The sequence below is a fragment of the Marinobacter sp. F4206 genome (assembly GCF_019392195.1).
Classification (GTDB): domain Bacteria; phylum Pseudomonadota; class Gammaproteobacteria; order Pseudomonadales; family Oleiphilaceae; genus Marinobacter.
Genome location: NZ_JAHXKI010000002.1, coordinates 1,086,848 through 1,105,961, shown reverse-complemented (window position 1 = coordinate 1,105,961; position 19,114 = coordinate 1,086,848). Strand labels below are relative to the sequence as shown.

The 19,114-nt window shown below is 59.9% G+C and carries 17 protein-coding genes; 13 read left to right on the top strand and 4 right to left on the bottom strand.

Translation table 11 applies throughout. The annotated features are described in order from the left end of the window. Nucleotides 1–132: 132 nt before the first annotated feature. Nucleotides 133–1,806, top strand: coding sequence for an acetolactate synthase large subunit (locus KZO34_RS07480; RefSeq protein WP_219475200.1), 1,674 nt, complete (start codon nucleotides 133–135; stop codon nucleotides 1,804–1,806). A 46-nt stretch (nucleotides 1,807–1,852) separates the two neighbouring features. After that, nucleotides 1,853–2,719, top strand: a complete 867-nt coding sequence (locus KZO34_RS07475) for a hypothetical protein (RefSeq protein WP_219475196.1) — start codon at nucleotides 1,853–1,855, stop codon at nucleotides 2,717–2,719. A 29-nt stretch (nucleotides 2,720–2,748) separates the two neighbouring features. Here KZO34_RS07475 and KZO34_RS07470 read toward each other — a convergent pair whose 3' ends face one another. Beyond that, nucleotides 2,749–3,450, bottom strand: a complete 702-nt coding sequence (locus KZO34_RS07470) for an outer membrane beta-barrel domain-containing protein (protein WP_257900223.1) — start codon at nucleotides 3,448–3,450, stop codon at nucleotides 2,749–2,751. Further along, the gene (locus KZO34_RS07465; protein WP_219475192.1) at nucleotides 3,420–4,223 is read right to left on the bottom strand and encodes an SH3 domain-containing protein; all 804 of its coding nucleotides are present in this window, start codon (nucleotides 4,221–4,223) and stop codon (nucleotides 3,420–3,422) included. The genes KZO34_RS07470 and KZO34_RS07465 overlap by 31 nt, the downstream gene beginning before the upstream one ends. Nucleotides 4,224–4,663: 440 nt before the next feature. Here KZO34_RS07465 and KZO34_RS07460 point away from each other — a divergent pair, with 440 nt between their 5' ends. From KZO34_RS07460 to KZO34_RS07410, 11 genes are all read left to right on the top strand, one after another. Next, the gene (locus tag KZO34_RS07460) at nucleotides 4,664–5,275 is read left to right on the top strand and encodes a hypothetical protein (RefSeq protein ID WP_219475189.1); all 612 of its coding nucleotides are present in this window, start codon (nucleotides 4,664–4,666) and stop codon (nucleotides 5,273–5,275) included. A gap of 3 nt (nucleotides 5,276–5,278) precedes the next feature. Then, nucleotides 5,279–7,051: a tetratricopeptide repeat protein gene (locus KZO34_RS07455; protein WP_219475186.1), complete on the top strand. Its 1,773-nt coding sequence runs from the start codon at nucleotides 5,279–5,281 to the stop codon at nucleotides 7,049–7,051. Next, the gene (locus tag KZO34_RS07450) at nucleotides 7,041–9,887 is read left to right on the top strand and encodes a tetratricopeptide repeat protein (protein WP_219475182.1); all 2,847 of its coding nucleotides are present in this window, start codon (nucleotides 7,041–7,043) and stop codon (nucleotides 9,885–9,887) included. Before KZO34_RS07455 ends, KZO34_RS07450 begins: the two co-directional genes overlap by 11 nt. Beyond that, complete coding sequence (locus KZO34_RS07445) at nucleotides 9,868–10,725, top strand: tetratricopeptide repeat protein (RefSeq protein WP_219475179.1); 858 nt, start codon at nucleotides 9,868–9,870, stop codon at nucleotides 10,723–10,725. The genes KZO34_RS07450 and KZO34_RS07445 overlap by 20 nt, the downstream gene beginning before the upstream one ends. A 9-nt stretch (nucleotides 10,726–10,734) precedes the next feature. Then, nucleotides 10,735–11,034, top strand: coding sequence for a hypothetical protein (locus KZO34_RS07440; protein ID WP_219475177.1), 300 nt, complete (start codon nucleotides 10,735–10,737; stop codon nucleotides 11,032–11,034). A gap of 51 nt (nucleotides 11,035–11,085) precedes the next feature. Next, nucleotides 11,086–11,751, top strand: coding sequence for a MotA/TolQ/ExbB proton channel family protein (locus KZO34_RS07435; protein ID WP_219475174.1), 666 nt, complete (start codon nucleotides 11,086–11,088; stop codon nucleotides 11,749–11,751). Between the two features lie 19 nt (nucleotides 11,752–11,770). Beyond that, entirely contained in the window at nucleotides 11,771–12,304 is a 534-nt protein-coding gene (locus tag KZO34_RS07430; protein ID WP_219475172.1) for an ExbD/TolR family protein, read from the top strand. Next, a complete protein-coding gene (locus KZO34_RS07425; protein ID WP_219475169.1) occupies nucleotides 12,301–12,804 on the top strand; it encodes an ExbD/TolR family protein in 504 nt (167 codons plus the stop codon). Before KZO34_RS07430 ends, KZO34_RS07425 begins: the two co-directional genes overlap by 4 nt. A 12-nt stretch (nucleotides 12,805–12,816) precedes the next feature. Then, nucleotides 12,817–13,758, top strand: a complete 942-nt coding sequence (locus tag KZO34_RS07420; protein ID WP_219475165.1) for an AgmX/PglI C-terminal domain-containing protein — start codon at nucleotides 12,817–12,819, stop codon at nucleotides 13,756–13,758. Between the two features lie 72 nt (nucleotides 13,759–13,830). Beyond that, nucleotides 13,831–16,743 carry a hypothetical protein gene (locus KZO34_RS07415; protein WP_219475162.1) on the top strand — a complete coding sequence of 971 codons (2,913 nt, stop codon included), beginning with the start codon at nucleotides 13,831–13,833 and terminating at the stop codon, nucleotides 16,741–16,743. Nucleotides 16,744–16,757: 14 nt separating this feature from the next. After that, complete coding sequence (locus KZO34_RS07410) at nucleotides 16,758–17,435, top strand: hypothetical protein (protein WP_219475159.1); 678 nt, start codon at nucleotides 16,758–16,760, stop codon at nucleotides 17,433–17,435. Here KZO34_RS07410 and KZO34_RS07405 read toward each other — a convergent pair. Further along, a complete protein-coding gene (locus tag KZO34_RS07405; RefSeq protein ID WP_219475156.1) occupies nucleotides 17,432–18,319 on the bottom strand; it encodes a chemotaxis protein in 888 nt (295 codons plus the stop codon). The genes KZO34_RS07410 and KZO34_RS07405 overlap by 4 nt on opposite strands. A 267-nt stretch (nucleotides 18,320–18,586) precedes the next feature. Continuing rightward, the gene (locus KZO34_RS07400) at nucleotides 18,587–18,973 is read right to left on the bottom strand and encodes a helix-turn-helix domain-containing protein (RefSeq protein ID WP_219475152.1); all 387 of its coding nucleotides are present in this window, start codon (nucleotides 18,971–18,973) and stop codon (nucleotides 18,587–18,589) included. Nucleotides 18,974–19,114 lie beyond the last annotated feature (141 nt).

The following is a 19,114-nucleotide window of genomic DNA, read 5'->3' as shown; positions in this document are numbered from 1 at the left end:
CTTTCCCGCTCACAACTTTTCCTGTTCGGTGGACATCCGCTGCCCTGGCTCAACGTACTGTTAGTCAGGGAGCGGCGTTATGGCGATAGAATGCTATGCTCGGAATCACATCCAGTTGCACAGGGGACGACCATGGCAAACGACCAACCCGCCGGGGCGCGAAATGGGGCAGAGCTGTTCATCAAGGCCCTGGAGAATGAAGGGGTAAAGTACATCTTCGCGGTGCCGGGTGAAGAGAACCTGGATTTTCTCGAGGCCCTGCGCACATCCAGTATCCAGCTGGTGCTGAATCGCCACGAACAGGCTGCTGGCTTTATGGCCGCGACCTATGGCCGCCTGACCGGACGGGTGGGCGTTTGCCTCTCGACCCTCGGCCCGGGGGCGACCAACCTGGTTACTGCGGCTGCCTACGCCCAGCTTGGCGGCATGCCGATGATGATGATTTCCGGTCAGAAGCCGATCAAGTCGTCAAAGCAGGGCTTGTTCCAGATCCTCGACGTGGTCGACCTGATGCGTCCCCTTACCAAGTACACCCGTCAGATCAGCAATGCCAACACCATCCCCGCGAAGGTGCGGGAAGCCTTCCGACTGGCCTCGGAGGAGCGGCCCGGAGCGGTCCACCTGGAGCTGCCGGAAGACATCGCGGCGGAGCGCCCGGAGCCGGATACCCATATCTTCGAGCCCAGCGACGCCAGGCGGCCCTCCGCCAGTGTGAAAAGCCTGGAGATGGCCTGTGACATGCTGCGAAAGGCCCGGCATCCACTGATTATGATCGGGGCGGGCGCCAACCGGAAACGGGTGTCCCAGGCACTGATCCATCTGGTCAACGTCACCAACATTCCGTTCTTTACCACCCAGATGGGCAAGGGTGTGGTGGACGAGCGCCACCCCCGCTATCTGGGCAATGCTGCCCTGTCAGCCGGGGATTTCGTCCATTGCGCTATCGACCGCGCCGACCTGGTCATCAACGTGGGCCATGACGTGGTCGAGAAGCCGCCGTTTTTCATGAAGGCCGGCGGCAAGCAGGTTATCCATGTGAACTTCAGCGGTGCCGATGTCGATCCGGTCTACTTCCCGCAACATGAGGTGGTAGGCGACATCGCCAACAGCGTGGAGTACATGGCGGAACACTGCGGGCATTGCGCAAGCCACGATTTCTCCTGGTTCATGGACGTCAAGGCGGCGGTGGACCGGCACCTGAAGGACCGGTCGGACGATGAGCGGTTTCCGGTTATCCCCCAGCGGATCGTGAGCGACGTGCGCCGGGTGATGCCGGAGGACGGCATCATTGCCCTGGATAACGGCATGTACAAGCTCTGGTTCGCCCGCAATTATCCGGCCTATGACAACAACACGGTGCTGTTGGACAATGCCCTCGCGTCTATGGGGGCGGGTCTGCCCAGCGCCATGATGGCGGCCATGCTGTATCCGCACCTGAAGGTGATGGCGGTGTGTGGTGATGGCGGCTTCATGATGAACAGTCAGGAGCTGGAGACCGCCGTGCGTCTGAATCTCAATCTGGTGGTGCTGGTCATCGACGACAGCGCCTACGGCATGATCAAGTGGAAGCAGGGACAGGAGGGGTTCGAGGATTTCGGGCTCGACTACCGAAACCCGGATTTCGTGAAGTACGCCGACTCCTATGGTGCCACCGGCCACCGCATAGCGCGCACCGAGGACTTGCGGCCGACCCTGGAGCGGGCACTTTCAGAGGGCGGTGTTCACCTGGTGGACGTTCCGGTGGACTACAGCGAGAACCGCCGGGTGTTCGACGAAGAGCTGGCAGACCTGACCTGCCAGCTGTAGGCGGTGTATCATGCACACCATACTCTGAACCAAGGGAAGTATTTGCATGATTCGTTCACTGCCGCGCGGCATCGCCGTCGCATCGATGCTCGTGTTCCTCGTCGGCTGCAGTAATCCCGAGACGCCCCGGGAAGTGACCGAAGCGTTCTGGCACTCGGTGACGGAGAACGATGCCGATGAGGTCGCCGAGCTGTCGACCCTGGCGGATCCCTCGCAATTCGATGGTTTCGGTACCGACTGGCAAACCATCTCCATCGATTGGGGCAAGATTGTCATCGATGGCTCCCGCGCGACCGTAGAGACCAGGTTCCTCAGTGCAGATAACGACGATCGCAAGAAGGTCCTGACCTACCTGGAGCGTCGGGAAGGCGACTGGACGGTCGATTACGAGCTTACGCAACGGGCGGTGACGTCACGCTCAATGTTTGACGATGTTATCGGAACGCTCAGCGACCTGAGTGAACGCCTGAGCCAGAGCATCAACCGGTCGTCCGACAGCGTGGATGAGCGTCTGGAGGAGCTGGCCAGTGAGCTGGAGGCGCTGTCGTCGGAAGCAGAACAACGTTCCCGGGAAGCGCTTGAGGAATACGGTGAAAAGCTCCAGAAACACATCGAGGAGCTGACCGAGTCCATCGAAGAGGCGCTGAAAGGTGAGCCTGACGCCAGCCCCCGGGACCGCGGTCTGCTGGAGGCCTCACGGCAGGACCTGAACAGGCAGCGCGAGCGTCTGGACGAGCCGGACCTTCAGGCCTTCGCCGAGAGTGGCCGGGCGGTTACCCAGACCCGGTTCCGGTTGACAGAGCTGGACCAGGCGCGTTTCGGGGAGTACCGAAGCGACTGGCAGGATTGGATTGAAGAGATCGAAGATGACCTTTCCCGGTTGATGGATGAGGTCGCTGCCGGGCGCAGTTGAGGCGCCCGGCAGTTTCCGGGTTTACGCAGTCAGAAGAACAGGGTAAACCCGGACGACAGCTCAATGTTGTGGGTCAGTTGGGACTCGCGAATGAGGTCGCTGGTGAACATGTGGTCCCGGAAGTCCACGTGAACGGTCAGCCAGTCCAGTAACACCACCCGGAACCCGGTGCCCAGGGTTGTCGTGAAGTTGCTCTCCCCACCGAACTCGGTGTTGCCGACACCCCCCACCAGATAAAAGGCGGAGTTGAAGGTCAGTGAATCGCTGAAAAACACCTCGCCCGGAAAAATGTTGTAGCCCACCAGGAAGTCGTAGTAGCTGTAGTCCCGGTCGGAATCGCTCAGTAGCCTTACGTTAACGCCACTGAGCTCCTCGAACGACGTCAGCCCTGCCTCGGTAACCCCGTAATTGAACTGCAGGAAAAAGTCCTCGGTGGCGTGGAAGGCCGCGCTGACCCCCACCAACGGTTCGCTGCTGAAGTTGTCGATCGTCATCATGCCGGCAAACGCACCGACCTCGAAAAACTCCGCATCGATATCCGCCTCCTGGATACTGCGGGGTTTCACCTCGGGCGCGATCACCTGAACCGGAGCCGGTTTGTCGCCGTCTCGGGTGGCCTGCGCAGTCGCCCATTGTGGAATGGCCAGCGAGCACGCCAGTAGCAGTGCCTTGCCGGTCCCGTAGCCAGAGAAATCTGAGATCAGAAGAAGGTGTTCAGACCGATTTTCCATTCACTTAAACCTGTGCTTTCTGAATTGGAGGAAACCGAGTACACGCGGTACTCGGCACGAACTAGAAAGTTGCGACCGATGTAGTAGCTGAGGCCGCCACCGACGTTGACGGCATCCGCATTACCAAGGTCGCTCAGCAGGACCTTCTGGCGAGCATCGAAGGAAAACCGGGAAACCCCGGCCAACGCGTAGGGGGTCAGGTCCCACTGGTGGAATGGCTCGATGATCAGGTTGGCGCTGTAGTAATCACTGGTGACCGAGCGGTTATAGATCTTGCCGGCTTCCAGTTCCGCACCCAGCCAGGTGAGGGGGCGGTAACCGACCGCCAGGCTGAAGCTGGTGGACTGCTCAAACAGGCCGGTGGTAAAGCCCACGCGCCAGCTGGACGCCAGGTATTCGCCGTGGCCGACTTCGGGCAGGTCTGCCGGAAGCCCGGTCGGCAGCAGGGTGCGACCAAGTTGCGCCGCCTTGGTCCAGCCTTCCTCCCCGGAAGCAGAACGCACTTTGTACCAGTTGGTCTTGCGTTTCAGCAGCTCAACCTGCTCGCCCTTCTCGATCACATGGAACACCGGGTAGCCCCGGCCCGGTGCGGTGTGCAGTTCAATAAACGGATCCACCACCTCGAGCACAGCGCTGTCTTCCTCGAACGCTGTCTGTGCGTCGGCGTCTGCCATCGGCACGGTCAGCAACAGCAGTGACAGGAAAACGTTCCGACAGAGGTTGCCGGGGAACGGATACGGCAAGTTAGTGAAGGTGTCTGTGATCGCGTTCATAAGTTCGATGCCGATGCCCAACAGGTTTGTTAAATAATGTGAACTAATGTAAAGATCTGTTTTTATTGAAAAAAATCTGAATTCAATTGGAACTCTGACGAGCCCCCTGGCGTTCAGCAATAGTCCATGCGTCGTTTCGCGAAGGGATTCACAGAAACTTAATCGAAAAGAAAATGATTAAGTTTTTCATGGAAAAGCTGTGTTAGCGTATTTAACAGAATTTGACGAATGAAGCATCTCCCAAAAAAACTGACCGTCCGATCAAGCAAGAGCCGTCTAAAAAGAGCTTTCCGGGCAGAGTCGGTCAACTCAAAAGTCAGTCCCCTGATTGTTCACGGTGAATTGTCAGCGCCAATCCGGCGAAATGGCACAGGAGCAAGATGGTGACGTCTCAAAAACCGGGGTCTGAGTACAGACCGGCAACAACGAAATCAGGCTGGATGCGGGTTGGACTTCTGTCCCTGATGCTGTCTGCGGGTAGTCACGCGGTCGCGAGCGAGGATGCTGCTCAGGACAGCGCCCGGGTAGGTGCCCCGGCGGCAGCGCTCGACCAGATTATTGAAACGCCAATGTCGGTTCGCAAGAGCCGCGAGCGGGCGCAGCGTGCGGTCAATGAATTGTCCCGCGATATCCAGGACCTCAAGCAGTCCGTGGTGGTCCTGAACAAGGATCTCCGGGTGCTTGAGGAAGATCTGCTGTTTCCGGCGAACACCCGTTTTCATGTGTTCCTGTCGCTGAACGTTGGCGAGTTCTTCCATCTGGAAGGGGTTGAGCTGCGGCTGGACAACGAAACCATTGCCTCATACCTGTACAGCGAAGAAGAGCGTGCGGCCCTGTCGAAGGGCGGGATGCATCGGCTGCATCTGGGCAACATCAGTGCTGGCGAGCATACCCTGTCGGCGTTTTTTATCGGGCAGGGGCCCAATGGTCGCGAGTACAAACGTGGCAGCAGCCTGCGCTTCACAAAAGCCCAGGGGCCAAAGTATGTGGAGCTGAGTATTGCCGACTCCGAAGCGCGGCAGCAGCCTGAATTTACCGTCCGGGAGTGGTAAGCCATGATGCTCGTACGCGCTGCCCATCGAACGCTCAGAGGCACCCTGGCCGGGCTGGCTCTCGGGGCTGTGTGCCTGCCGGTCGGCGCCGCGTCGTCGATGTCTGAGGTACAGGACCTCAAGTACGGTGCAATCCTGTTCGAGTTCTACCAGCAGAATTATTTTGAAGCCCTGGTCGAGTATGCCTGGGCGGAGGACCATGGTGGCGTCCAGAATCACGGTACTTACCCGGAGCTGCTGAAAGGCGGTATCAGCCTGTCCTACGGACTGGATACCCAGGCCGAGGATATCTTCACCCGGGTTGCCCGTGGCAACCTGACCGAAGAGGTACGCAACCGGGCCTGGTTCTATCTTGGTAAGATGCAATACCTTCGCGGCGATACCAGCGTCGCGGCCCGTAACCTGAGCAATATCCAGGGCCCGCTTCCGGAGGCGGTGGATTCCGAATACCGTTATCTGGCGGCCCTGGTGAACGTGAAGCTGGGTTACTTTTCGGCCGGTGAGGCGGTTGCCGACAGTATTGATGACGACAGCCCGTTCGCGCCCTACTTCTATTTCAACCTGGCCATTGCCTTTGGTTCTCAGGAAAATTCCGGCCGCGCCATCGCAGCTCTGGAAAAGGTCATTGACCTGGCTGATGGCAGCGAGGAACTTCACCGGCTGGCCGACCGGGCGCGAATGGCGCTTTCCTTCCTTTACGCCCGCCGGGACGATCAAAACAACGCAGGCCTGCAGCTTTCGCGGATCAGCAGCACCGGTGCCTACTCCAACCGGGGCCTGCTGGGTGCCAGTTGGATGGCCATTAATGAGGGCGCCTTCCGCGATGCGCTCGGCCCCCTTGATGTACTGACCACTCGTTCCATTGCGTTGCCGGAAGTCCAGGAGGCGATTCTGCTCCAGCCCCATGTCTACGAGCAGATGGGTCTTAACGGACGGGCGGCCCAGGGCTTTATCGACGCCGATCACCAATTCCGGGAGGCCCTGGACTGGCTCCAGAAAGCCCGGCAGTCACTGGATCACGCGGACGTGATGGAGCTGTTTGTCCAGAACCTTGACCAGGTGCTGGGTGAAAGCGACTGGTTTGGCGCCGCGCCGTCGGTCTCCGTTAACCATCTCTCGCCGTTCCTGGTCGAGCTCATGTCCGATCACAGCTTCCAGTCTGTGCTCAAGGATCTGAGAGATCTGTATGCCATTCGCAATAACCTCGAAAACTGGCAGGCACGACGTGATGATTTCGACGTCATTCTGGCTGCCCGAGCTGGCAGCATTGACGGTGAGAGCTACCGTCAGGGCCTGTCCCGGCTTTCGCGCCAGGTAGCCGAGAGCCGTGAACGCTATCAGATATTGTCCAGCCGTATGGCCAGCCTCCCCGAGGATGCTCAGGAACGCCTGAAGTGGCAGCTCGAAGACCTGGCCTTTGATATTACCCGTGGCGAAAACATGCTTGATGCGCTCAATGGCGCGCACGCCATTTCCGAAGGTGACCAGTTCAGTCAGGCCGTGGTCCGGATGATGGCGCAGGTCGACGACCAGATGGTGCGCACGGAAGGACTGATCACTCGCCTTGAAGACGTCATGCGCACGCTGGTGGCCACCGAGCTGGATATCCACCAGCAGCGCCTGGAGCAGTACCAGGTCGAGGCTCAACTGGCGAAGGTCCGGATTCTGGACCGCTCCCTGCAGGACCTCGAAGTGATTGAAGACGAAGGACAGTCGGCGCCGGAGTCCGCTGCTGCCCCCGCAGACCAGGCGGAAGGAGGCGATCATGCGATCTAGGATTCTGCTGCTGACCCTGTTCATTGGCGGCTGCGCCAGCTTCGATGGCGGCCCCACCATCGGCCGGATTCAGGAAAACCATCAGCCGCTGGCAGATATCCCGTTGCCGCGGGTGATGCACGAAGACGTGCGCCGGGAATACCGGGAGCTGCTGAAAACCATCGAGGACCGGGAGCTCAAGGAACAGATCGAGCGCCGCATTGCCAGTGTTTACATGCTGGAAGGTGACTACAACCAGTTACGCGGCGTGCTGCCGGGCGACACCGGTTATTTCCCCGACGCCATCGACGCCTACCAGGAACTGCTGAAGAAGTACCCGGGTTCCGATGAAAACGCCGAGGCCATGTACCAGCTCGCCAAGGCCTACGATCTGGATGGTCGGGACCAGGATGCCCGTACCGTTCTTGAACAGTTCATTCAGGATCACCCCCACTCGCAGCGACTGGCCGAGGTCTACTTCCGCAAGGGCGATATCCATTTCCGGCACGAAGAGTACGAGCAGGCGGAACAGGCCTACAAGGCGGTCATCGCCCTGGGCGGGGATTCGGCCTTCCTGAACAACTCCTACTACCTGCTGGGCTGGTCCCAGTACAAACTGTCGGACTACGACAACAGCCTGATGGCCTTCTCCCAGGTGCTGGACCGCCTGGTGCCCGAAGACGGCAAGGTCGAGAAGCTGGACAACGTCAACCGCTCGCTGGTGGATGACACCCTGCGCATCATGAGCGTCGGCCTGGCCTACGCCGGGGGCGCCTCGAAGATCGACAGCATGTTCGCCAACCGGCCGGAGAGCGCCAAGTACACCTGGATTCTCTACTCCAGTCTGGGCAAGCATTACCTTGAGAAGGAACGGTACGAGGATTCGGCCTCATCCTTCCGGGCCTTCGTCATGCAGAACCCGGACTCCGACCGCGCGCCGGAAATGCACGCTGACATGATCCGCGCCTATGTGGATGGGGAATTTTCCCAGCAGGTGCTGCCGGAGAAAGAAAGGTACGTTCGCAACTACGGTATCCGGTCTGAGTTCTGGAATACCAAATCTGGGGACATCAAGGCCAAGGTCATTCCCAACCTGAAGACGTACATCGACGAACTGGCGCGTCACTACCACGCCACCGGCCAGCGTCTGAAGCGCGAGCTGGCCGAAGGGGCAGTGGACGCGGCCGGCAAGGTGGCCCGTGCGTCCGAGCAGCGCACCAGCTTCCTGAAGGCGGCCGAGTTTTACGGCGAGTACGAGCAGACCTTCCCGAACGATCCCCGTATTCCGGAAATGGTGTACATGCGGGCCGAAGCGGCTTTCGATGGCGGCGATTACCCGACCGCTATTACCCACTACGAGCGTAGCGCCTACGAGTTCAAGCACCCGAAATACGGTCCCGATGCCGGCTACGCTGCCATCATCGCTTACCAGAAAGAACTGGAGCGTCTGATCGCGGCCAGTGGCAAGGGCTCGGAAGCCGTCACCGCCTGGCGCAGCAAGGGCGTCGACAGCCAGCTGCGGTTTGTCCAGGCCTACCGGGATGACGAGCGTTCCGGTTCCGTGCTGGCCAAAACCTCCGAGGAACTGTTCGCTCTGGGGCGCTATGAACGCGCCCTGGAAGTGGCCACGAGCATTGTCAGCCGCGAAGGCGATGTCGACCGTGAGCTGAACCGCACGGCCTGGGGTGTGATTGCCCACAGCCAGTATGAGCTGGGCCGGTTCCCCGAGGCGGAAGCGGGCTATCGCAGTCAGCTTCGCTACATCGATACCAGCGACAAGCAGTACACCGAAGTCACCGAGCGCATGGCCGTCACCATCTACAAGCAGGGTGAACAGGCCCTGGAGGCCGACGACCTGGCTGGTGCCGTGGAGCAGTTTCTTCGCATCAAGGTGGTGGCGCCGAATACCGATGTGCGGGTGATCGCCCAGTTTGACGCCGCCACCCACCTGATGACCCTCGAGGACTGGGATCCGGCCCTGGCGGAAATGAACGAGCTCCGCCGGCTTTTCCCAAACCATAAATTGGCCGCGGACCTGCCCCAGAAGATTGCCTGGGCCTACGAGCAGGATGAGCAGTGGCTGAAGGCGGCCCGGGAGTACGAAGGTATTTATCGCAGCAATGCCAAGGCCGATGTGCGCCGGGATGCGCTGTTCCTGTCCGCCGAGCTGTACGAAAAGGCAGGCGAGGAGCAGCAGGCACTCACCTACTTCAAGAAGTGGGCCTTCGATTACGAGGAGCCGTTCGACACCCGCATGGAAGCGCGCTACCACGTCGCCTACCTGTACAAGCGGATGGATGACCTGAACCGCCACCTGTACTGGTTGCGCCGGGTGATCGACGGCCACAACAAGGCTCCGGCCAACTGGCAGAGTGACCGGTCGGCGTGGCTGGCGGCTTGGGCGAACAACGAGTACGGCGACTACTGGCGCATCGAGTTTGACCGGGTTCGTCTCCGTCACCCGCTGAACAAGAGCATTCCGCGCAAGAACGAAAAGCTCAAGAACGCCCTGGACCGGTACCAGAAAGCGGTGGGTTACGAGATCGCCGGCCAGACCACCCGGGCGACGTTCAATATCGCCGATCTCTATGGCCAGTTCGCCCGCGAGCTGATGGACGCCCCCCGGCCGAGTGGCCTCAGCCAGCTTGAAGCGATGCAGTACGAGCTGGTGCTTGAGGAACAGGCGATTCCGTTCGAGGACCTCGCCATTGAGGTGCACCAGGCCAACATCGAACGGTCCTGGGGCGGCATGTTCAACCCCTGGATCGCAAAGAGCTTCGACGCGATGGCGAAGCTGAACCCGGCTCGATTCGACAAACAGGAAGTACAGGTGGCGTATGGCGATGGTATCCGTTAAGCCCTGGCGCACGGGCGCATTCATGACCGCGGTGCTGCTCTCCGGTTGCGCTGGACTGGGCACTGTCGGCGGTACCGGCGGCGCCCCTGACGCCCCGGCCCCCAAAGTGGTGGAAAGCAAGCCGGTGAAGCCAAAGAACGGCGAGGCCAGCCAGCGTTACCTGCCCAGGCAGGCCTACGATGCGCAAGGCAAGAAGGTGGCCTACGTGCCGGCTCCGAATCCCTACACCGGAGCTTCCGCGCCGGTTCCGCCGGAGGCCGTCGCCCGTTTCCAGGCGGCAAACCGCCTGATGGCCGATGAACAATACCGGGATGCCCGCAAGGCGTTTGAGGGCATCACCCGGGATTACCCGGATCTGTCCGGGCCTTGGGTGAAGCTGGGTGAGCTGGCGGAAATCGGCGAGCGCATGGAACGGGCGGAGAAGTCCTATGAAAAGGCGCTGGCGGTCAATCCGGAGAACGTAAACGCCTATCTCGCCCTGGCGCTGTTTCAGCGGCGCAGTGGCGATTTCGAGGCCGCCCGCGACACCTATGTCGCTGCGCTGGAGCTCTGGAAAGACTTTCCCGAGGCTCACCTGAACCTGGCGATCCTGTACGACCTGTACATGAACCAGCCGGCATCGGCTCAGCCGCATTTCGAGGCCTACGACTTCCTGACCGAAGGCGACAACCCGCAGGTGGCCGACTGGCTGATCGAGATCCGGCGCCGTACAGGCATCGAGACCAGCTTTATCGACAATCCGCCGCCGGCACCCAAGGCGACGGAAGAGTCGGCATCCGCCGAGCCCATGGCGGCGGAGAAGAGCCTGGAAGCCGAAAACACTGAAGAGAAAGGCTAGGAGATCGCCATGCTGAAAACCAGAGCGCACCTCGCCGTTATCGCCGCCCTCGCGTCACTGACCCTGGCGCCGGGCGCCTCGGGGCAGGACAAGATTGACCTGGAAAGCACCTTTGTCGGTGACAAGGAGCAGCCCTCGGTCAGTTACTTCATTCCCTGGAAACCACCGGAAGGGCCCGATCAGCTTTACCGGTCAATCACCTCTGTGTCCGGCAAGGTGTTTGAAGTGGTGGACCGGGATATTCACTCAAGAACCATGCAGTTCTACGACGAACTTTCTCTGGAAGCGCCCGCGGGCACGTCCGAGTAAAGCAACAACCAAAACCGATCTATTCGATTAGCGACGTGTGGAGTACCCATCATGAACTTTTACTCAAGCATTGTTTCATTCTTCCAGGAAGGCGGCGCCTTCATGTTCCCGATCGCGCTGGTGCTGATGGTCGGCCTGGCCATTGCCGTTGAGCGCTGGCTGTTCCTGAAGCGCGCCTTCCATTCCAACAAGCACGCCTACGGTGAGCTGTTGCCTCTGATGAATGAAAACAAGTTCGACGAGGCCGAGAAAGTGGCCCAGGACAACGGATCTGCCATTGGTCGTCTGGTCGCCGTGGCGCTGGACACCATGCGCGCTTCGCCGCGTCGTGACGACATCCACGCCGCCATGCAGGAAGGTGTGATGGAAAGCATCCCGCGCCTGTCCAAGCGCACCAACTACCTGTCCATTCTGGCCAACGTCTCCACCCTGCTGGGCCTGCTGGGCACCATCATCGGTCTGATCGCGGCGTTTACCGCAGTAGCCAACGCCGACCCGGCGGACAAGGCCACCCTGCTGTCACAGTCCATCTCGGTGGCCATGAACACCACCGCCTTTGGTCTGATCGCCGCCATTCCGCTGCTGCTGATCCACTCCCTGCTGCAGAACAAGACTCTGGAAATCGTCGAGAGCATCGAGATGGCCGGTGTGAAGGCTCTGAATACCATCGTTCGCAGCAACCGTCGGTCCGTTAATACCCGTGAATCCGACGCCTGATCGCAGCAGGTAACCCGTTATGTTTGTAAAACGCAGAGAACCTGAAGAAGCGGACATCGACATCACCGCGTTCATGAACCTCATGATCGTTCTGGTGCCGGTGCTGCTGATGAGCATGGTGTTCAACCACATCTCAATTCTTGAGCTCAACCTGCCCGATCTGACCGGCGCCCAGACCGCCAGCGCCGAGGAAAACCGGCAGCTTGAGGTGGTGGTGCGGGAATCCGCGATCGAGGTGTATTACCCCAGCGGCAACCTGGTGAAGACCATTGACCGGGTCGAGGCCACGGACGATGGCAAGGAGGCGCATCACGATTTCCGCGCCCTCTCCGATGTACTGCAGGAGATCAAGCGTCGGCTGGCAGCCAAGAACATCGCCAAGAAAGATGCCCTGCTGCTGTCGGAGCCGGGGGTGACCTATCAGTCGCTGGTATCGACCATGGATACGCTGCGCTCGGCCAAGACCGTTGTGGTTGCCGAAGCCGTGGATGTGGAGCTGTTCCCGGACATCTCCCTGGGTGATGCACCGACGAAGAAAGGAGGGAAGTCATGAATGAAAAACTGACTTCCTTCGGCCTCCAGGGCAGCGCCAAGGCGTTCATGAAACCGGCCAAGCTGAACCTGGTTTCCCTGATGGACATCTTCACCATCCTGGTGTTCTTCCTGCTGCTCAACTCTGGCAGTAACGAAATCCTCAAGGTCAACGATGTTGTCCTGCCGGATTCCACCGCGGAAGAGCGCCCGAAGGAAACCACCGTGGTGACCATCACCGAGGAGGACATCCTCGTGGACGGCCGCCCCGTGGCCACGATCAACGAGGTGATCACCTCCAACGGCCTGATTGACGGCCTGATGGAAGAGCTTCGGTTTCAGGCCACCAAGCGCACGGAGCTGACGGAGCGTGAGAAAACCCTGGGACGGGCGGTAACCATACTGGGTGACCAGGAAATTCCCTATGAACTCCTGAAGCGGGTGATGCTCACCTGTGCCAAGGCGGATTATCGGGACCTTTCCATGGCCGTTTCACGCGTTTCCAGCACCAGCGGCGCCTGACGGAGGGAATCGATGACTGCAATGACAACAACACCCTACGAATTCGCTCTGCCCTGGGATGCCAGTGGCGACGAAGACAGCCGCTTCAAACGCATTCTGAAACGCCTGTTGCTGTTGCTCCTGTTGCTGGCTGTGGTCTTTCCCTGGCTACCGCTACCGGAGATCGAGCGTGAAGAGAAGGAACGGGTACCACCCAGCCTGGCCAAGGTGCTGATCGAACAGCGCAAGGTTGCACCGCCGCCGCCACCGCCCGAGCCGGTCAAACAGGAAGAGAAGCCTGAAACGGCCGAGAAAAAGGCCGCTCCGGAACCGGCGCCGGCCAAGGAAGTGAAGAAGGCCCGGGAAAAGGTGTCCAAGATGGGTGTGGCGGCCTTCTCCGATGAACTGTCTTCACTGCGCAGTTCACTGGACGTGGCGAAGCTTCAGGCTCAGAACACCAACGTGAAAACCGGCGCTGCGGCCAAAGCCGCCCGCTCGGTGCTGGGGGCCACGTCGGCCACCAAGACCAGCGGTGGCGTGAACAGCTCGGTGATGAACGATTCCGGCAGCGGCACACAGTTGGCTGCGCACTCGTCCACCTCGGTTGATAGCCCGATCGGCAGTGGTACCGGAGGCGGCGGCAGTGGCAGCAGCAGTGGCGGCTCCCATCGCTCCAGCGTGGACGGTGGCCGCGACATGGAATCCATTCGCCGGGTGTTCGAGCAGCACAAGGGCGCCATCTACGCCTTGTATAACCGGGCGCTGCGAAGCGATCCGGGGCTCAAGGGCAAGTTCGTGTTCCACATCGTGATTGAGCCGGACGGCAGTATCTCCAGCATCAATCTGGTGGACAGCCAGCTGGCGGATCAGAAGCTGGAGCTCAAGCTTCTGGCCCGGATCCAGATGATTTCCTTCGGGCCGGAGGATGTCGCGGCAACACCGGTCAATTACAAGTTCGATTTTATGCCTGGTTAATGGTCAACGAGCTCCGGCCATTTCCGGTCGGAGCCTCATTGACTTCGGATGTTCAGGCAGGGGAGTAGGATCATGCATACATTTCAAAGGAAGGCCCGCGGTCTTGTGCTGGCTGGTCTGGCCGCCGTCGGCCTGAGTGGTTGCTTTGAGGGAGAACTGAGCGAAAACGATCAGGCCATCCTCTCTGACCAGCCCTTTGCTTACGTGGTCCGGAATTATCCGGATATGGGGGATACGTCGTCAGTCAATATTCGACCGCCCCTGGATCCGCGTGCGCCCTATGCCTTCAGGCCCGGGGCCAAGCTGATGGTGCGTGATCGAATTGCCCTGAGCTCCAGTGAGCGCAGCATTCTTGATAACTACTTCGGCAGTACCTCCTACGACGTCAAGGATCTGGACGTTTCGCCGGACGGGGAGCGCATGGTCTTTGCGGCCCATGGTCCTGCGAACAGCCCGAACAACTTCACCTGGAACATCTACGAATACACGTTCGCGACAGGCACGGTTCGCCGCGTTCTGGCGGACGATGACCTAGCGAACGCCGGTGAGGACACCAACCCGACCTACACCAACGAAGGCAAGATCATCTTCTCGTCGTCGCGGCAACATGGCCGGGGCGATTGGCGCCTGCTGGACCTGCGTGAGTATCTGGAGGATTTCAACGAGCCGGCCTCGCTGCTGCATTCGGTGAACCCCGATGGCACCGAACTGGCGCAGATTACCTTTGGTCAGTTCCACGACATCGAGCCGAGTACCATGAACGACGGCCAGGTCGTGTTCATTCGCTTCGGGCGAATCTATGAGACCCTGCAGGACTGCACGCTCGACAATATTGATGACCCCAACTTCAACCAGCAGCCCCATGGCGGCGGCTATGGTCAGGGCAACGGCGGTAAATTCCCGTCCGGCCTGGAACAGCCCAAGGAATGGACTGTGGAAGACAAGTGTGGTGCTTCACTGGCGGGTGAGGTGGAAGGTGAGCGAGTCTTCGTAGAGGACGTGCTCAGCATGTACCGCATTACCCCGAGCGGCGGCAACGTCCACCGTTACTTCGGTAGCCTCAGTGAGGAATTTACCGACGCTTCCTTTATTCACTACATGGATCCGATCCCACTGGATGACGGTAACCTGCTGACGATCATGCGCCACGTCTTCAACCCCATTTATGGCGGCGATGTGGTGGTGGTCAACAGTCAGAACTTCTTCGCCGTCGGCAAGCCGGTGGACGAGAGTGTGATCGGCGAGGCGGAAGAATCCATGACCCCCGGCCTGGTCAACTTCTACCCGAACCAGGTGTCGCCCGCCGGTTGGTACAGCGCGGTCGCCCCCTACGGCGATGGCTCCGGCCGGCTGCTGGCCAGCTGGGCCCAGTGCCTGACCTCGGACGCACAGATCACCGGCGTCTGCGAAGGCTCATCGACCGTCGATAACCTGAGCGATCCGCAATACGGCATCTGGATGGTGGATCCGCAGCAGAATACCCGGCTGCCGGTGGTACAGGGCCACAAGCGCGCACTGTACACCGATATCGTGATCGCCGATGAAAACGAACTGGCCGAGCCCTATACCGGTGACCAGCACACCCTGAACCTGGAAGAGAACACCGCCGTGTTCCATATTCGCAGCGTCTACGACATGGACGGCGCGGACATGGCGGAATTGTATGACGGCGGTATTGAAACCCGGCGTGATCCTTCGCTGACCCTTCCGGACGACCGTTCCGAGCGGTTCATCCGGGTGCTGGGCGCGCGCGAGATCCCGGCTGAGCTTGAACAGGCTATCCTGACCGATCCCATTCTCAATCCCAGTGACGGCCCCCAGCCACCGTTGGGCCTGACCCCTCTGGTTGGTTCCGGTAACCGGATACTTTACGACGTGCTCTCATACGCCATGGTTGAGCCCGATGGGTCCGCCATGGTGAAAGTGCCGGCCGACACCAGTTTCACCTTCGAGGTGGTGAACAAATACGGTAAACGCGTGGACCTGATTGCCGCCGAGGATTACAACTACAACTACCTGACCCAGCACCCGCAGTCGCTGTTGCTGGAGGACGGGCAGTTGCTGAAGTGCTACGGCTGCCACGATCCGGAAGTGGACATTCCCCACGCCCGCACGGACATCGAGCTGGCCTCGGCCAACCCCGGTGCGCCGGGCGATGCCATGCCGTTCCCGAACGCCAACCCCACCATCATTGCGGCCAACTGGAAAGACACCATGGCCGAGGCCCTGTTGAACTCGCTGGGCCAGCTGACCACGACCTGGGCCGACACCGTGCGCTACGAGGATTACTGGAGCAATCCACCGGATGATTCCCTGGCGTTCGAGATTCCTTATGCGGACCTGAACACGCCAGCGCCCGTCACTGACGCGTCGTGCCTGACCAACTGGACCAGCGACTGCAAGGCCACCATCAATTATCAGGAGCATATCCAGCCGATCTGGAACAGTTGCCGTGTCGACCCGAATACCAGTTCCGTCACTTCGTGCCAGAACTGCCACCGGGCGGCGGAGAGTAAATCTTGTGCTGAGGGCGGCGGCGGGGGCGGTGCCAGCACCAACCTGTTGCTGGGCAACGGCAATGCTTCCTGGGATGGGCGCCAGCTGGAATCCTATGTTGAGTTGTTCGAACCCGACTATTACCTGAAGCAGGAGAACGGCGAGTGGGTTGAAGTGGATCCAACGGTCGACGGTGCCTGCCCGGACGGCGTTCAGGGTGATCTGACCGTCCTGCCAGACCCGGGCGTTTGCTTCGCACGCCGGTTGATGAGCGCGCGGGGAGCCATCGCCAGTGCCCGTTTCTTCAGCCTGTTTGATAACGATCCGGACGACGACCAGTACGAAGTGGAAACCACTGGGACGGAGGCCATTCGGCAATCCCACATGGGCATGCTGACGCAGGCGGAGCTTCGCCTGATCGCAGAATGGCTCGACAGTGGCGCCCACCTGTACAACGACCCGGAAAAATTCGAGTTCCCGACACCATAAGAAGGATTAAGATCGTGACCGTTGCATTAGGCCAGACCGATATCATCAATCTGGACAGCTGGGGCGCACCGAACCTTGAGCTGGAACGCCCGGGGTGGGGGGTGCCCCCCCGGGACTCCTGGCAGATCGACAGCAAATTCCGGCAGACCAATGTCCGGGCAAAAACCAGCACGTTGTTCAAACGCTTTAACCAGCACTACCTGTCGGTGAACACGCACAAGCGGACCAAAGAGTTGCCGGAACAGATCATTGACCTGACCTTTGTCGACCCGACCCCGCGGGAGGTGAAGGACTATCGGTATAAACTCTGGTTTGCGGCCATTTGCCTGCTGACCCTGCCTGCAGCCATCTACTCGTTCCTGCCAGCGGCACTTCTCTGGCTGCTGGCGCCGGTTGGCTTGGCGGTGGTGCTCATGGCGCTGGCGCTGCGGTTGCGCAAACACTGCTATGAGTTTTTGGCTTTGAACAGCGATGTGGTGTTGTTTCGGGTGGACGCGCTGGTATCTGACGAAGCCCGGGTGGCGAAATTCATCGACGGGGTCCTGTCGGGAATTGCCCGGGGGCAAGCCCAATTGCCCGATGGCAAACGACGGATTCCTCTGGCGGTCGCCGAAATGCGCCGGTTATCCGAGAGCGGGGTGATCTCGAACGAGCAGTACGAGACCATCAAACGAAACTGGTTCTCGCTCTAGCGGGCTTCCCTGGCGCCCCGCAACATCGCCTGCAGCAGCTCTTCGGCATCGAACTTGGTCAGCGCCTCGTTAGCGCCAACCTGGTTGGCGTAACTCAGGCTCATCTCGCTGTTCAGTGAGGTGTGCAGAATCACGTAGGGCTGCTTCAGGGTCGAGTTGTCACGCACGTTGAAGGTGAGTTCGTAACCGTCCAGCCCGGGCATTTCGATATCGCTCACCAGGATGTCGATGGGCCGGCCCAGCTCGTCGTCCTTCAGCAGAATCTGCAATGCCTCGTCACCGTTCGAGGTGACCTGGTAGGAAATGCCCTTGCTGTCCAGCACGTCAGAGAGCTGCTTGCGGGCCACCTGGGAGTCGTCCACCAGCAGAATATTCAGCGCCTTCAGGGTTTCGCTCTCGACATCGGTGAGACTCACATCTCTGGTCACCAGGGATTCCGGGTAAACCTTGGCCAGCAACAGTTCGACATCCAGCAGCTGGATGATATCCCCGTCCACGTCCAGCAGTCCGGTGATGAAGGCTCGCTCCCCCAGCGCCTTGGGTGGCGGCATGACGTGTTTCCAGTCCGCTTCGATGATCTGGTGTACGCCGCGTACCAGAAACCCGATCTCCTGACGCTGAATGTCGGTGATGATGATCGAGGCCTTCTGCTGTTCCTCCGGCGTGAGCGGGGGATTGCCAACCGCCGCCGCCATATCAATCACCGGCACCGCGGAGCCCCGGAAGGTGGCCGTGCCAATCACCGCGTGGTGGCTATGGGGCAGTTTGCTCAACCGCATGAACGGAAGAATTTCGCGAATTTTCAGTGTGCCGATCCCGAACAGGCGGGCACCGGACAGCCGAAACAGCAGGAGTTTCTGGGCCTGTTTCGTTTTGCTGGACATACGACTGGATCCTTTCACAAACAAGAGCCCCGAGCGCTCCGAGGCTTGCTGGCGTATTGATTGGGGTGGCACGTGGATAAAACCGCGAGCTGACCTGTTTCAGGTATGTAGCCATAGTAGCAGCTTTGCCCTGAAGCGAGATTCAACAGCTTTGTTTCAAATGGTGACCATGCCTTGCAGGGGGTATCGGCTGGAGTCAGGAAGTCATTAGGAACAGCGCTCACAATAATTCTCAGTCTTTGGGGCTTTCCTACCGGCCCATGACAATCAATCCTGAAATCGGTTCAGGGTCGAAGATGGCGACTCGCCGAACGCCTTGCGATACTCCACGGCGAAGCGTCCGAACTCCACAAATCCTGCATTGAGCGCTGCCTGCTTGACACGTCCGCGGGAGGGTTCGGAAGTAAGGAGAAAGATCCGCGCCTGTATCAATCGGAGTTTCCGGAAATAGGCCATCGGCGGAGCACCGCAAACCAAATGGAAAGCTGAATATAAGGTACCCTTGCCAACGCCGGTCGCCGCGCAAAGATCCCTGAGAGATAGGGGCCTATTGGAGGCCGCGACAAAGTGTCCTTCGGCGATCCGCACGATTTTCTCCAAACGTTTGACCCGCTCTCCAGGCTCCCTCCGGGCACTGGGAGAGGTGCTGCCCATTAGCCCCAAACCTCTTCCTCGGTCTCGCACATTGCCTGCTGTTGAGTCCTGCAGCATACCTCCTCACGCGTTCCAAAAAATTGCGAGACAACGACAACATGAAGCACGCGGCCTTTAGATGTCAGGATGACCCTGTCGAAA

Bases quoted from the DNA above. Each gene is read 5' to 3' on its own strand.
- KZO34_RS07480 (WP_219475200.1), top strand. From the start codon at position 133: ATGGCAAACGACCAACCCGCCGGGGCGCGAAATGGGGCAGAGCTGTTC.
- KZO34_RS07475 (WP_219475196.1), top strand. From the start codon at position 1,853: ATGATTCGTTCACTGCCGCGCGGCATCGCCGTCGCATCGATGCTCGTG.
- KZO34_RS07470 (WP_257900223.1), bottom strand. From the start codon at position 3,450: ATGGAAAATCGGTCTGAACACCTTCTTCTGATCTCAGATTTCTCTGGC.
- KZO34_RS07465 (WP_219475192.1), bottom strand. From the start codon at position 4,223: ATGAACGCGATCACAGACACCTTCACTAACTTGCCGTATCCGTTCCCC.
- KZO34_RS07460 (WP_219475189.1), top strand. From the start codon at position 4,664: ATGCGGGTTGGACTTCTGTCCCTGATGCTGTCTGCGGGTAGTCACGCG.
- KZO34_RS07455 (WP_219475186.1), top strand. From the start codon at position 5,279: ATGATGCTCGTACGCGCTGCCCATCGAACGCTCAGAGGCACCCTGGCC.
- KZO34_RS07450 (WP_219475182.1), top strand. From the start codon at position 7,041: ATGCGATCTAGGATTCTGCTGCTGACCCTGTTCATTGGCGGCTGCGCC.
- KZO34_RS07445 (WP_219475179.1), top strand. From the start codon at position 9,868: ATGGCGATGGTATCCGTTAAGCCCTGGCGCACGGGCGCATTCATGACC.
- KZO34_RS07440 (WP_219475177.1), top strand. From the start codon at position 10,735: ATGCTGAAAACCAGAGCGCACCTCGCCGTTATCGCCGCCCTCGCGTCA.
- KZO34_RS07435 (WP_219475174.1), top strand. From the start codon at position 11,086: ATGAACTTTTACTCAAGCATTGTTTCATTCTTCCAGGAAGGCGGCGCC.
- KZO34_RS07430 (WP_219475172.1), top strand. From the start codon at position 11,771: ATGTTTGTAAAACGCAGAGAACCTGAAGAAGCGGACATCGACATCACC.
- KZO34_RS07425 (WP_219475169.1), top strand. From the start codon at position 12,301: ATGAATGAAAAACTGACTTCCTTCGGCCTCCAGGGCAGCGCCAAGGCG.
- KZO34_RS07420 (WP_219475165.1), top strand. From the start codon at position 12,817: ATGACTGCAATGACAACAACACCCTACGAATTCGCTCTGCCCTGGGAT.
- KZO34_RS07415 (WP_219475162.1), top strand. From the start codon at position 13,831: ATGCATACATTTCAAAGGAAGGCCCGCGGTCTTGTGCTGGCTGGTCTG.
- KZO34_RS07405 (WP_219475156.1), bottom strand. From the start codon at position 18,319: ATGTCCAGCAAAACGAAACAGGCCCAGAAACTCCTGCTGTTTCGGCTG.
- KZO34_RS07400 (WP_219475152.1), bottom strand. From the start codon at position 18,973: ATGGGCAGCACCTCTCCCAGTGCCCGGAGGGAGCCTGGAGAGCGGGTC.